10 protein-coding genes are annotated in these 13,779 nt (G+C 44.8%); 5 read left to right on the forward strand and 5 right to left on the reverse strand.

Annotated elements, in window-relative coordinates; genetic code table 11:
- Positions 1-23 precede the first annotated feature (23 nt).
- The 3 genes from hisD (at position 24) to AAW31_RS14380 (ending at position 4,345) form a co-directional block, all read left to right on the forward strand.
- Positions 24-1,322 carry a histidinol dehydrogenase gene (gene hisD, locus AAW31_RS14370; protein WP_187426866.1) on the forward strand — a complete coding sequence of 433 codons (1,299 nt, stop codon included), beginning with the start codon at positions 24-26 and terminating at the stop codon, positions 1,320-1,322.
- 25 nt (positions 1,323-1,347) lie between these two features.
- Entirely contained in the window at positions 1,348-1,941 is a 594-nt protein-coding gene (gene greB / locus AAW31_RS14375; RefSeq protein ID WP_046850762.1) for a transcription elongation factor GreB, read from the forward strand.
- A 484-nt stretch (positions 1,942-2,425) separates the two neighbouring features.
- Positions 2,426-4,345 (forward strand): GGDEF domain-containing response regulator, encoded by a 1,920-nt coding sequence (locus tag AAW31_RS14380; RefSeq protein ID WP_046851811.1) that lies wholly within the window; start codon positions 2,426-2,428, stop codon positions 4,343-4,345.
- A 150-nt stretch (positions 4,346-4,495) separates the two neighbouring features.
- Here the strand turns inward: AAW31_RS14380 and AAW31_RS19165 are convergent, their stop codons facing one another.
- On the reverse strand, positions 4,496-4,939 hold the full coding sequence (locus tag AAW31_RS19165) for a DUF2147 domain-containing protein (RefSeq protein ID WP_052752275.1): 444 nt from the start codon (positions 4,937-4,939) through the stop codon (positions 4,496-4,498).
- 264 nt (positions 4,940-5,203) lie between these two features.
- On the opposite strand from AAW31_RS19165, the gene AAW31_RS14390 reads away from it, so the two are divergent.
- Positions 5,204-6,355 (forward strand): S1C family serine protease, encoded by a 1,152-nt coding sequence (locus AAW31_RS14390; RefSeq protein ID WP_046850763.1) that lies wholly within the window; start codon positions 5,204-5,206, stop codon positions 6,353-6,355.
- A gap of 13 nt (positions 6,356-6,368) precedes the next feature.
- Here the strand turns inward: AAW31_RS14390 and AAW31_RS14395 are convergent, their stop codons facing one another.
- Positions 6,369-7,304 carry a zinc metalloprotease HtpX gene (locus AAW31_RS14395; protein WP_046850764.1) on the reverse strand — a complete coding sequence of 312 codons (936 nt, stop codon included), beginning with the start codon at positions 7,302-7,304 and terminating at the stop codon, positions 6,369-6,371.
- A 370-nt stretch (positions 7,305-7,674) separates the two neighbouring features.
- Between AAW31_RS14395 and AAW31_RS14400 the strand changes: the two genes are divergently transcribed.
- Positions 7,675-10,404 (forward strand): patatin-like phospholipase family protein, encoded by a 2,730-nt coding sequence (locus AAW31_RS14400; protein ID WP_052752276.1) that lies wholly within the window; start codon positions 7,675-7,677, stop codon positions 10,402-10,404.
- A gap of 129 nt (positions 10,405-10,533) precedes the next feature.
- Here the strand turns inward: AAW31_RS14400 and AAW31_RS14405 are convergent, their stop codons facing one another.
- From AAW31_RS14405 to AAW31_RS14415, 3 genes are all read right to left on the reverse strand, one after another.
- The gene (locus AAW31_RS14405; protein ID WP_052752277.1) at positions 10,534-11,952 is read right to left on the reverse strand and encodes a TRAFs-binding domain-containing protein; all 1,419 of its coding nucleotides are present in this window, start codon (positions 11,950-11,952) and stop codon (positions 10,534-10,536) included.
- Positions 11,953-12,256: 304 nt separating this feature from the next.
- Entirely contained in the window at positions 12,257-13,039 is a 783-nt protein-coding gene (locus tag AAW31_RS19170; RefSeq protein WP_052752278.1) for a pYEATS domain-containing protein, read from the reverse strand.
- Complete coding sequence (locus tag AAW31_RS14415) at positions 13,036-13,725, reverse strand: hypothetical protein (protein WP_046850765.1); 690 nt, start codon at positions 13,723-13,725, stop codon at positions 13,036-13,038. Before AAW31_RS14415 ends, AAW31_RS19170 begins: the two co-directional genes overlap by 4 nt.
- Positions 13,726-13,779 lie beyond the last annotated feature (54 nt).

A 13,779-nucleotide genomic window follows, 5' to 3' on the forward strand; every position in this document is an offset into this window, starting at 1 on the left:
TATTCTTCAAAGCCCATAGTGATATGATTAAACTCAACCGATTGTCTTCCACCGATGCTACATTTGATGAAGCCCTGCACGCTTTATTGGCTTTTGAAAGCACGCAGGATGAAACCGTTAATAATACGGTCAACCACATCCTGACCGATATCAAAAAACGTGGAGATGATGCGTTACTTGATTATACTCGCCGCTTTGATCATTTAGAGCTCTCCTCAATCAGCGAGGTTGAACTGCCTAAAAGCGACTGGCAACACGCTTTACAGCGGCTTCAAACCGCCGAAAGAGAGGCACTGGAACAAGCTGCGCAGCGCATACGTCTCTATCATGAAAAACAATTATCACAATCCTGGCAATATACTGAGCCAGATGGTACCTTGCTGGGGCAGAAAATTACTGCACTCGATCGCGTAGGATTGTACGTACCCGGTGGTAAAGCTTCGTATCCCTCCTCTGTACTGATGAATGCCATTCCGGCCAAGGTAGCGGGTGTTAACGAACTGATTATGGTCGTTCCCACACCCCATGGTGAAAAAAATGACCTGGTGCTTGCTGCCGCAGCCATTGCTGCAGTCGATCGTATTTTTACCATTGGAGGTGCTCAGGCAATCGGTGCCTTGGCCTATGGCACAGGGATCATACCTAAAGTCGATAAAATCGTAGGACCTGGCAATGCTTATGTAGCAGCGGCCAAACGCTTCGTATTCGGTCTGGTGGGTATCGATATGGTCGCGGGCCCTTCAGAAATACTGGTAATTTGTGATGGCAATATTGATCCCGATTGGATCGCCATGGATTTATTTTCACAGGCCGAGCACGATGAACAGGCACAAGCCATATTGCTTTGTCCTCATCAAGATTTTCTTGATGCAGTGGCGGCAAGCATCACCCGGCAGCTTGAAGCCATGCCTCGAAAAGAGGTCATTCGCGCCTCGCTGGAAGCACGGGGAGCTTTAATCAAGGTACGCGATTTAGAGGAAGCCTGCCTCATCGCCAACCGGATTGCCCCCGAGCATCTGGAGTTATCCGTATCCAATCCAGAGCAGTGGATTGACAAATTGAAACATGCCGGTGCAATTTTTATGGGGCATCATACTTGTGAAGCACTGGGTGATTATTGTGCCGGGCCCAATCACGTGTTGCCGACTTCCGGTACCGCGCGTTTTTCTTCACCCCTGGGTGTTTACGACTTTCAGAAACGCACCAGTCTGATCCAGGTATCCCCGCAAAGCGCCTCTACACTGGGTACGATCGCGGCTACTCTGGCCAGAGGCGAGGGATTACAAGCCCATGCTATGTCTGCTGAATTTCGCTGTAAATAACTCGTTGAAACAGAGCAATACTTACATGAGCAAAGCATTTGTCAAAGAAACGGATACAGCTGACGAGTTTGATGAAGAAGTATTTCTTTCGCCACTCCCGCCTGCTAGCAAGAACTATATTACTCCAGGTGGTTATGCTCGTCTGAAAGAAGAATATTTATGGCTGCTCAATAAAGAGCGACCTGATGTGACTGCAATGGTGGCATGGGCCGCTGGCAATGGAGATCGCTCTGAAAATGGCGACTATCTCTACGGGAAGAAACGTTTGCGTGAAATAGACAAGCGGCTACGCTTTCTATCCAAACGGCTGGATATGGCTGAAATCATCGATCCGACAGCACCGCGTGAAGATCCCTCACGTATCTTTTTTGGTGCAACCGTCTGCTATGCTGATCAAAACGGCCATGAAAAAACCGTTTCTATCGTCGGAATAGATGAAATCGATCCCTTGAGCGGCTATATCAGCTGGATCTCTCCTGCAGCGCGCGCGCTGATCTCTGCGCGGGAAGGTGATACTGTTACTCTGCTCACGCCTGCCGGCACCGAGAGACTCGATATCCTGTCAGTCGATTATCAACCCATTTTTATTCCGCCCTTTAAACCTGTTACCTCAGAATAACTCTCTTTCGAATTGAGCTTTCCACACCCAGGCCTCTTATGCCGCCATGTGTTAATTTAGGAATCTCATGCTACTCGAATCATAACCTATTGAATTTTATTATAAAAATAAAATTAATATATATTGATTCATTTGGATTTGTTACCAAAATAATTAAATAAAGTCTAATTAGCTGTCGAATTATCGATTTAATAATTATTTATCATAGTATACTTAAATTGGATAATGCTTTACATAATTAAATAAATCGCAGTCATATTATAAACCAGATTGCATAAGCTTATTTTGATATAGATCATAATTCCATGAAATATTTACAATATCTTCCTTAGTAATACTTTAGTAATATCAAGATTCATCAGGATATTACAGATAGTTTGCTCGATGATTAGGCTCATCTTACTACTATTCGGGCAATCACTACTCGGCCAGAAAATCTTGATTTCACCGTAACAGCTATATAAGGAATTAAATGAATCACGCTATGAGAATAGCTGATAGCGATGAGTTAAAATTTAGCTCATCACTTCTCAGTTTCAAGGGAACCACACAGGCATTATTAGAAGCTTGCCATCAAGAAGATGCGCCAAACAGTGAAATTGCCAGGCTCATTCAAACTGATTCAGTGCTCTGCAGCTACCTTATTCGTCTAGCTAATGTATCAAACCAGGCTACCCATGTTGTTACCTCACTATCAGAGGCTGTTTCTCTTGTGGGTATACCCGTTATCAAGCAATTAACTATAGGATTTTCACTGGTAGATCAATTTCGAAGTGGTTCCGTTAATGGGTTTGATTATCAAGAATTTTGGTCACATTCGTTGTTGATGGCGCTTGCTATGCAGGAATTAGGTAAAACAGCTCGAATTTGCGCACAAGATGAGCTATTTGCTTGTGGTTTAATGGCACGTATCGGGTGTTTAGCATTGGCTACCACTCATCCAGATAAATACGCTACATTAATCAAGCAAAAACAAAACTCGAGTATTTCTCTGGCTACACTTGAGCAGCAGTATTTGCAGACGGATCACAACGAATTAACCGCCACCCTGTTGAGTGATTTTGGTCTTCCCAAGATTTTGGTAGAAGCGGTTTATTACCATGAAATACCCGCAGAGTCGGGCTTTTCTGAAGGTTCTTATCCATTTCAACTCGTGAACCTGATATATTTAGCTAAACAAATCGCTGATTTTGGACTAGCTTCGGAATCAGAGCGTACTGTTCGAATTTCTGAGCTTATGTTACTCAGTGGAAAAATTGGTCTTGACACAGAATCATTTGGCAACCTTATAGACCAGATTATTCAGGAATGGCACGCTTGTGGAAAAATACTTCAGGTAAAAACCATCAAGCTTCCGTCTTTCCATAATATGATCAGCGCTTCTGTACCCTACCTGGAAATGACAACGAGCGACGCTCCTTGGAAGGTACTTTTAGTTGAGGATGATCCATTCGGCCTTGAAACTGCTGAAGAGGTGCTGGCCGATATGCTCGGTTACACCGTATTCTCAGCCACTAATGGCAAACAGGCATTATCACTGGCCATGGATATCATGCCTCATATTATCGTAACAGACTGGGCTATGCCAGTCATGGACGGCCTGGCACTAACTCGAGCCTTACGCACTACAGCCTGGGGTCAAAATATGTACATCATCATGCTTACAGGCTACGAAGATGATAAGAAAATTGTAGAGGCTTTTGAAGCCGGGGTTAATGATTATGTGACAAAACCAGTCAATGTTCCCGCCTTTCGTGCCAGATTACATGCTGCCTGGCATTATAGAAAACTACAAGAAGCTTGGGAACGTGACCAACTTCATCTCAAACGTTTTGCCGCTGAATTGGCTGTCACTAACCAGAAGCTCAAACATGATGCACTAACCGATATGCTGACAGGCATACCTAATCGTCGTGCTGGCATGAAAGCATTAACTGGAGCCTGGAATAGCGCTAACCGTTCTGGTCAATCCATCGCAGTCATGCTGATCGACATTGATCATTTCAAAAAAATCAATGATACCTATGGTCATGCCATCGGTGATAAGGTACTCAAAGAGGTGGCTACTTCCATCCGAAATATTACCCGTAAGGGAGAAATTTTTTGCCGTATAGGAGGAGAAGAGTTTTTGATGATTTGTCCGAATGGCTGCACCGATGCGAAATCTGCTTTTCCTCTCGCAGAAAGGCTACGTCAGCATGTAAAAATGCAAGAAATCAATATTGATGAAACCCGTATTCAGATTTCTATCAGTATCGGCATTGCCTTAAAAGATGCAGCAATGAAAAGTGATGAACAGCTGGTAAAAGCAGCAGATAGAGCCCTGTATGCGGCTAAAAATTCCGGAAGAGACAGAGTTTATTTAGCTATTGAAAATCAACTGATTAGCTCTAATTTTTACTGAGAGATTTTTTACTCCATTTCTCAATCAAAACTGACTTTGTCGGCTTCACCTTACCGTATGATTGATACTGTCTGCGATTCGCCTTCGCGTCACGTTTGATTCGGAAATGGAATAATCAACTTTACTGCCTGATAAGGATTAAATAATAACTTAATCTTTAGCCGATAAATGACAAGGTGGATGCGTGCTTTCTGTTGTGCGGGTCAACCTTTTAGTCTTGCCAACCATCGGAATACCGATATAAGCACGTAAATTGATAGTATTTTCATCTGCCAGACGTAAATTGGCACTGTAATATTTATTTTCATCCGCTTTGTAAAGGGTACCTCCTACCCATTCAGTAGGGTCACCCTTTTTTGATCGCATATTCCACAATACTTTAGTGCCACAGAGTGCCGGATTTTCTGTATTGGCTTCAGGGCTGAGCCAGGCAATGTGACCGCACAAATTCTCATTATCGCAGTATTCTAATCGCACGGCAACGTCCTTTTTTTTGCTTAACCACAAACCCGTCACTTCCTTATTGCTGTCAGCATACAGGACTGCTGGGAATGTCAGGATGACAAATAATGAGATTATAATCGAATATGGCATGGCGTACTGTCTATAAAATTTATTTTAAAAAGTAAAAATACCTAGCAAAATCAGATATCGCCAGATAAGAACCCGTTGTTTATTTGCCCAATATACCAAAAAATGAGAAGACATGTCATAGACTTATAGTTAATCGTGTAACCATAGTTTTTTCAATTTTTACAAGACTATTTTCACTGTTCAGCCGTAAGCTTTCTTACTAAAATGTAGTGTCCCAGGTCTTATCTCAGTCATAAATCATTTTCATTACTAAGAGAAATCATTATGCGCCCCATCCCTCCTCGCCCTCCAGGTTCTGATTTCTTTGTGCGTCGACTGGCAGCGTTGACGTTGGCTGTTATTATTTTGATGCTGCTGTGGCGTTCGCTGCCCATGATCGAGTCACTTTTCACACCTGAATATAGTAGTGTCCGCACGGTGACTGCACGCGGCGACCTGGCCGCAGACGAACGTGCAACTATTGAGCTTTTCGAAAAATCCCGTGACTCGGTGGTATTTATCTCAACATCCAGGTTAGTTCAAGATATTTGGACACGCAATGTTTTTGCCATTCCTAGAGGCACAGGCTCGGGCTTTATCTGGGATGATGCGGGTCATGTCGTCACGAATTTCCATGTGATCGAGGGCTCCAGTGAAGCAACGGTTAAGCTGGCTGATGGGCGTGATTATAAAGCTGCGCTGGTAGGTGTGAGTCCAGCACATGATATAGCCGTCTTAAGAATCGGCATAGGCTTTAAACGCCCTCCTCCTGTTCCAATTGGCACCAGTCATGATTTAAAAGTAGGACAAAAAGTCTTTGCCATTGGTAATCCTTTCGGGCTCGACTGGACATTGACCACGGGGATTATCTCTGCACTGGATCGCTCGCTCCCTAGCGAAAGCGGCACGACTTCCATTCAACATTTAATTCAGACCGATGCAGCTATTAACCCTGGAAATTCGGGCGGACCTCTGCTGGATTCAGCGGGTCGCCTGATTGGCATTAACACTGCAATCTATAGTCCAAGTGGAGCATCTGTTGGTATCGGCTTCGCTGTGCCGGTCGACACTATGATGCGCGTGGTACCCCAAATCATCGCCAAGGGTAAATACATACGTCCGACACTGGGCATTGAAGTTGATGAACGCCTCAACGCACGCGTTACAGCCATGCTGGATATTGAGGGGGTAGTCGTGTTCCGCGTAACCCCTGATTCAGCGGCTGATAAAGCGGGTTTGGAAGGCGCCAGCTTAACCCCGGATGGCGGTATTATTCCGAAGGATGTGATCGTAGCCATACAAGGTAAGCAGGTAGATTCCGTCTCTAAACTGCTAGCAATAATAGATGATTTCAACGTGGGCGATCGAGTGCAGCTGACCATCTTGCGCGATGGGAAAACAAGAGAGACCGACGTCATTCTCCAGCCAGGCGCGTAAACTTGGCACAGTGCTAACGCCAGAAGCCACCAAAATACCAGCGCGGTGAAGAACGCACCCGCCCATGCGATGTAAAGGAAATGGGTTGAGCAGGCCACTGAATAGTGGGAGTAGCGCGAAGTGATAGTAAACGCTTAATGCGTTCTTCCGTCGCGGGATGTGTTCTAAGCCAGGAAGGTTGAGGATTGCCCCAGCCAGGAAATAAAACGGCACGCCAAGATTGACTGGCTCGTTCGATCTTGGCGAGCGCCAATGCTAGTGCTTCGGGATCTTTGGTAAGTTCGCTCGCCCTCAGATCAGCGTTAAATTCCCGTACACGCGAAAGCCCCAGTTGCAACAGCACAACCAAATGGGGTGAGAAGAGTAGCAGGAACAGCACAGCCCAGTTAATGGTTGCATAACCGAACAGAATAGAAGGTAACGCTAAAAATAACAATATCTGGCCAATCAGTGATAATATGCTTGTCAGACGACTAATATAATCTGCTAAACCCATCACTAAAAGATCGCCATTTGCCACGTGAGCAGTTTCATGCGCCAGCACAGCAGCAAGTTCACGTGTCGACAAATGACGCAACAAACCATCAGTAAGCGCAATAGCAGCCTGCTGGCGGCTACCGACAGTGAATGCATTGACCATGGGGCTTGCAACATAGTATAGCGTGGGCACATTGTTCAATTCGGCGCGTGCTGCGAGAAACGTCATGATTTGCCATAATTCCGGCGCTTCATGGCGTGCAATGGGGCGGGCGCGGTAGAGCGCCAGCGTCAATCGCGAACCTAATGCAGGTTCCATCAACACGATGATCACACTGATCAGAGCAATTATCCATAAACCATTTTCGCCAAATAATAACCAGCCAGCGAGAATAAAAACACTCAGCAACAAACAAACCAGCAAAAGAGTTTGTAAGCGGTTAAGCCAAGAATGTGCACAAATACTTAACATAATCTATTCCAGCTGCCTCCCATCCGGTAATTGCTAACCCTATCTGAGTAATGCACCAGCAAAAAACATTCGATACAATATTCATGAATCCGATGCCAGTTCTTGTGGGGTAAAGATAAACTACTTTGCTCCCAGCTCTATACCTGTGGGGCCGACAAAACAGGACTGATTCAGAGCCCCTGCAGTTTGTTATTGCTATAACACTTTGGAAAAACACATTTGCTCATGGTTCAATGTAATTTAATCACAATTTTGGATGTACAGTTGGCTGAACGCTAGATATTGACCTCTCACAACCTAGTATTATCGGTTAATCTTGCTGTCGGCTATTCTCAAATCTGGCATAAGCAAAAAGTGAAAGGGGAATCTCATGGCACATAAATCTGAGCAGATGCAGGAATCGGTCGTTGCAGAAATACAAAAAGAAATCCTACAACAGGGTTGCCCCGATGATATTCAGCAGGTCAAACAGTATGTCAAAACCCTGAAAAAACACTCAGCATTCTATGGAGCAAGTAAATTATTAAATCTGGCGCGGGATAAACAACGCACATTGCGTCAGCAGCAGGAAAACAACCAACAAGTAGATGGGTCAGAAAAAGTGTGGTGGCAAGAAGATATTGCCCAGAGTGAAGTTTGGATCATCCAGCAACAAGCTCAGTGCATCTATAAAAATGAAGAACTCCCCCCTAGGACGCGTCTGGATCAAGCTCTGGTTCTGTTGGAAGAAATTGGTTTGCGCGACCCTAACAACAAGAATGCGGAAACCCTGGGTGTGGGAGGTGCCATATACAAACGCAAATGGCAGCAATTTGGCCAATTAGAGGATTTGCATGAATCTCTGTCTTTTTACCGCGCTGCTTTTGAGCGCAACCGACAACAGGATATGGGATATGGCGGCATCAATGCCGCATTTATTCTGGATGTGCTGGCAAATCGAGCTAGACTCATTGCACAACGCAGCGGTACTTCGTTAAATGAAGCAAAGCGTTTGCAAAAAGAAGCAACAGAATTACGGCAGCAAATTGCTGAGCTAATATCCAAACAGCTAGCTGAAGATCAAAACCTAGATAAAGAAAATCTCTTCTGGTATCAAGTTACGCTGGCTGAAGCATATTTTGGCATGCAGGATTATGCGAAAGCCGGTGAATGGCTTTCCAAGGCAAATGAAGCCAAACCTGACCCCTGGCAACAACAAACCTTATTTCTCCAACTGCTGCAAATCACAAATCTGCAAGGGATCGCTATCCCACAAGAAACAGACAATCCCGCTGCTTGGCATCCAGCCTGGCAAGCGCTCTCTGTGGTGGTAGGCAAAGAAAATGCCTTGCGGGCATTTACAACAAGCACCGGTAAAGTTGGGCTCGCGCTCTCGGGCGGAGGGTTCCGTGCCTCCTTTTTCCATTTAGGCGTAATGGCACGGTTAGCGGAGATCGATGCCCTGCGCAGCGTGGAGGCTTTGTCCACTGTATCTGGCGGCAGCATTCTCGGCGCATATTATTACCTTGAAGTGCAAAACTTGCTGCAAACCAAATCAGACAATGAAATTACGCGCGAGGATTACATCGATATCATCCGGAGAATTCAAGAAAAATTTATGGAAAGTGTCCAGACCAATATCAGAATGAAAACTTTCGCAAGACTGAAGGATAATCTGGATGTCCTTTTTCGCAAAAAACACTACTCACGCAGTCATCGGCTCGGTGAGCTGTATGAATCCGAGTTGTATCAGAAAGTAAACGATGGCCATGCTTATGACTCACCACGAACGATGGCTGAATTGTTGGTGCAGCCAAAGGGCGAATCCGATGCAGCCTCATTCAAACCGAAATTTTCCAACTGGTTACGACGCGCCAAAGTTCCCGTATTAGTCCTTAACAGCACCTCCCTCAATTCCGGTCACAACTGGCAGTTTACCGCCCGCTCGATGGGCGAGCCACCCAGTTTGATCGAGGAAGAAATTGATGCCAACGAGCGCTATCGGCGTATGTATTACGAAGATGCACCTGAAGATTTGCAAAAATACCGCCTAGGCTATGCCGTCGCTGCATCGGCTTGTGTGCCGGGTTTGCTTGAACCTCTCACTATCTCCGGCCTTTACCGAGAGCGCATTGTTCGACTTGTGGATGGTGGTGTGCATGATAACCAGGGTGTAGCTGGTCTGCTCGATGAAGGTTGTACTCGTATTCTATGCAGTGATGCAAGTGGACAGATGAATGATGTTCATAACCCATCCGATACGCCTGTAGGTGCTATTTTACGCGCTAACCGTATTCTGCAGGACCGGGTGCGAGAAGCTGAATATCTGGATTTACTTAATCGCCTGGATAGTCATGCTTTAAATGGTTTGTTTTTTGTCCATACAAAGAAAGAACTGGAAACGGCCCCGCTAGACTGGATTAACTGCCAGGATCCGCAGATACCAGCAAAACCAGTAAGCAACGTAACTTCCTATGGGGTGGATCGGGAATTACAAAAAAAGATTGCCGGCATGCGTACTGATCTGGATGCGTTTACTGAAGTCGAAGCATATGCATTGATGGCGAGCGGCTACCGAATCGCCAAGCGCGAATTTGAATTGATGCAGGAGCAACACCGCAAAGATGGTAATCCCGGCACTTGGGGTAGCTATCAGATTGACGCGGCTGAAGTAGAGTGGCCATTCAGGCCGTTGGAACCCCTCCTTGCACTGCAACCAGATACCAATGCTCAAAGCAAAGATCTAAATTTGCAATTGCATGTCGCACGCAAGCTTTTCTTCAAAGCATGGGATTTGATACTGGTTTACAAGATTCTGGCTGCACTCACTGGGATGCTTGTCCTGGCGGGTTTGGGTATTCTGATAGTGCTGGCTTGGGATACAACGGTTATTCCGGCATTTTCAGTAGGGGCTTTGATTACCTTGAGTATTATGGCACTCATTGGCTTTCTTCTACCGATATCCCGCTGGCTAAACCCAGGGGACGAAGCGAAAAGCGCCTTACTTAAATTTGCCATTGCTGCTATAGGCTATATTTTGGCCAACATCCACCTCTACTTGGTTGATCGATGGTTTCTAGCCCGAGGTAGACTGGATCGATTGTTAAAACTAAAGCCATAAACCAAATGATGCCATTACATAACCCTTGAACCTCAAGGACGTATGTATATTGAAGTGCGCTTTATATTGGACAGAGTTTTATTCTTGTCAGCGATATAATACTTTACAAGGCCAGCAAACCTCTGCTGGCTAACCGAATAAGTTTATAATTTTCTCCAACTCATCGGTATTTTCATTTCGTGCTTTTCTGAAATTGAGGATTTTCTTCAGATTGTCCTTTGTGGTACCAAACATCCAGCTTTCGCTTGCCATAGGTTTAGCGTCATAAAAAAATGTCTCCGCCTCGGAATATCTAGTTTCGATCACCGCCAATTCGAGTAAGGTTGCATAGTCCCAGTAATCAGGTGTCTTTCGTTTCATCTTGGCACATACGGCATACTCTACCGCAGGCGCTAAACGCAGCGCTTTTTCCCTTTCTCCCAGCAATTCCAGGCAAGTGACATAATTGACACCCGGATAGGCATCGCGCGGATCAGATTCAAATCCCTTTTCATAATACTTTAAGGCGTTCTTTAGATGGAATTTAGCCTCATTGATATTGCCGGCTTTGTAGGCCCTTTCAAACTTGTCTTTGTGTATTCTTCCCCAAATGCCATAAGATTCACTACTCGCCTTCCCTTCCTGTTCCAGCTTTCTCAGAACTGATTCAGCTTCCTGTATCATCACTTCATCAACGGGTCTTGCTTTGCCAGCGTTGCGGTTGAGAACAAAGGCATATTGCTCCTGCACCATCACGGTTTCAAACACATAGCGGGGTAATTGTTTAATAAAGTCATACATTTCATTGAAGGCCTCAATGTTCCGGTAGGAAATCATGATATCAATCAATACGGCTGTTTCCATGTTTTCAAGCGGCTTATATTTATCAATCACCCGATTAATAGCCTCAATTCGTAACGATTTGATCTTGCTCGGGTCATCATTTGTTAAATTACGGGCATAGGCCAATTCCTTTTTAATTGCTTCATCGTATTTGACTCTCTCCCGGAAAATATCCGTCTTTTCATGGGCCACTGCATTTTGGAAAGCAATCCCATTGATCATGTCATATAGCGGACTGTCGGTTGACCTGTTCTTCTTGGCATGCTGCAGGATATCCGCCAGCTTGTTTATGTCATTTTCTTTATCAGACAGATTAAAATCCTTGTCCACCTGGTATGGAAAGGTACGGTTAGAACCAATGTCGAAAGGCAGCGGAAAATGAGAAGAAGCGATAATCGGAATCGTGGTAAACGGTTTAACCGCATAACGCATACCGAGCTCATAAAAGGCGTTCGGATTCAAATTAGTCAGATCAGCGATGCAGAATTCACACAAAATGATTTTTTCGTACATCGTCTTGTGAATAGACCCGAAGCCCTTTTCTTCTCTTTCTATCAGAGGCTCCAAGCCCGCTTTGATTATGGCAGGTTTGATCAGATCATCGTAGATTTTATCGAAATCAATCTTCTGTACAGGATCATGCTGCCCCGCCAACTGTTTCGACCTCAGGTCATTGAGGTTTTCTTTCTTACCAAACGAAGTGATAACAAAGCAATAAGGATTCATGACGACACCTTTTAAATAAGCAACTGATTCAGCATAATGTTAACGAATAGACCATCAGGTAAAAAATATCCGAAACCCTATTCCATTGCTAAATCAAAAATGACGCGAAGGCTAGCCGCAGACAGTATCCATAATACGGCAAGGTGAAGCCGACAATGTCAGTTTTGATTTAGAAATGGAATTATTTATTCCAGAACCCCAAAGAACTGAACTTATTGAGTTTAGAACTAGCAAATACCTCAAATTAGTGTTGCAACTCCATCAAGGCACATACCCTTCTGCAGTAAAAACCTAGAAACATAAACTAGAGATACTTCAATAATTTATGAGCTAAGTCAGTGATATTATTTAGGTTATCTATGCGGAAATATTGATATTTACTCAAACTGGCTGGCAGGTGGCTATCTTGCCCGACAAGGATCGGTATCAAAGGTTTATTACTGTGTTTAGCAGATTCAATTTCCTGACAAAGCCATAGACTGGGGCGCCCGGATATCACGAAGACGACGACATCTGCTTTGGCAATAAGGCTGTCGATGTAAGTCTGCAATGGGATACCGGCAGGAACATCCGTCGCATCCTTAATACACAGATTCAGCTTCTTCAAGGACTCACGTAGATGTCCTAATACTTCGGCATCAGCAGCTCCTCCTGAAATGAATATCATTTTTTGAGGAAGATGTTTTACAGTTACATCGATCGCCTTGCGAGAGAATGCTTGTGCAGTATTTTTAAGAACTGGCATAACTTTACCTATGTCCGAAATTAACTCTTTACCTTCTTGCTCCGTATTATCTTCAGAATCAATCTCTGACGTCAGTCGCAGATCATGGCTGAGTTGTTGATGCTTACCATCCTTGTATGCAATATCAATATAAATGGTAAATTCACCCCAGCCATTGGACTCTAATCGAAATCCCCCTTTCCTTGTATGAATTTCTCTGACCGGGTTAGGAAATGTTGGATGTAAGGTATACGTCACGTGGTCTATCTGGTCCAGATCTGCCGTAGAGCCGGTGATCCATACCGACCAATTCCACCGCCTATTACCTGCATAAGTCGAGCTTTGTTCGATACAAATACTCATTTATTAGTACCTCCCGCCTTGAGTTGAATCATCATCCACTGTGAAGTGGCTGGTGATTGCCAGACTTTGCCAGGTTCTTCCACACGTATCTGGATAAGCTGATCTTCCCTCACCCCGTCAATATATATAAATGTGCCGCCAGTTTCGGGTACCGGAATGACTTCTTTCCAATCAGTAAATTTACCTTTTTGCCAGAGCCGATGCCGGCATGGAATCTCACCCTCTCCCAGCTTTGCTGCAATATCTTCAGGGGCGAGCTGTACCTTGATCGATCGACCAGCCTCCTGCTGCCAGCCTGCCACTGTCTCTGCGAGTCTCAAAATGGCCTCCAGCGGATTTTCCCGCTGCAAGGGGATATATTCATGAGGCTGGAACATGCCGTCTATGGCCACACCTTCCTCAATTAGCGCGATAGCCGGTTTACCTTTTCCACGTGCCCATGCTAACTCGTCCTTGACCCATGTATGGGTAGTCCAGCCACCCGAAGCAAGTTGATCACGTTTTGTAAGCAGCGCTATTAGTGCATCACTATCTTCAATGCGTCTTTGCACTATAGGTGTCAGCATCTCACCACCAAGGTTTTCCCCTGTTTTGCTTTGCACGAATTGACTAGCAAGCAGCCGATCTATATAACTGACCAAAGGCTTGTCCACGTCCCTGAATGCAAATGCGAGAAATATGTTCATTCAATCTCCTTGCCGCTTTTCCCATTCGCCATAATAGATTTGAAAAAGATACCT

Origin of the sequence: Nitrosomonas communis, assembly GCF_001007935.1 — a bacterium.
Lineage (GTDB): Bacteria > Pseudomonadota > Gammaproteobacteria > Burkholderiales > Nitrosomonadaceae > Nitrosomonas > Nitrosomonas communis.

What these genes read in the sequence shown, in the direction of transcription:
- AAW31_RS19170 (WP_052752278.1), bottom strand. Translation starts at nt 13,039, where the DNA reads ATGAGTATTTGTATCGAACAAAGCTCGACTTATGCAGGTAATAGGCGG.
- AAW31_RS14390 (WP_046850763.1), top strand. Translation starts at nt 5,204, where the DNA reads ATGCGCCCCATCCCTCCTCGCCCTCCAGGTTCTGATTTCTTTGTGCGT.
- AAW31_RS14415 (WP_046850765.1), bottom strand. Translation starts at nt 13,725, where the DNA reads ATGAACATATTTCTCGCATTTGCATTCAGGGACGTGGACAAGCCTTTG.
- AAW31_RS19165 (WP_052752275.1), bottom strand. Translation starts at nt 4,939, where the DNA reads ATGCCATATTCGATTATAATCTCATTATTTGTCATCCTGACATTCCCA.
- AAW31_RS14405 (WP_052752277.1), bottom strand. Translation starts at nt 11,952, where the DNA reads ATGAATCCTTATTGCTTTGTTATCACTTCGTTTGGTAAGAAAGAAAAC.
- greB (WP_046850762.1), top strand. Translation starts at nt 1,348, where the DNA reads ATGAGCAAAGCATTTGTCAAAGAAACGGATACAGCTGACGAGTTTGAT.
- AAW31_RS14380 (WP_046851811.1), top strand. Translation starts at nt 2,426, where the DNA reads ATGAGAATAGCTGATAGCGATGAGTTAAAATTTAGCTCATCACTTCTC.
- hisD (WP_187426866.1), top strand. Translation starts at nt 24, where the DNA reads ATGATTAAACTCAACCGATTGTCTTCCACCGATGCTACATTTGATGAA.
- AAW31_RS14395 (WP_046850764.1), bottom strand. Translation starts at nt 7,304, where the DNA reads ATGTTAAGTATTTGTGCACATTCTTGGCTTAACCGCTTACAAACTCTT.
- AAW31_RS14400 (WP_052752276.1), top strand. Translation starts at nt 7,675, where the DNA reads ATGGCACATAAATCTGAGCAGATGCAGGAATCGGTCGTTGCAGAAATA.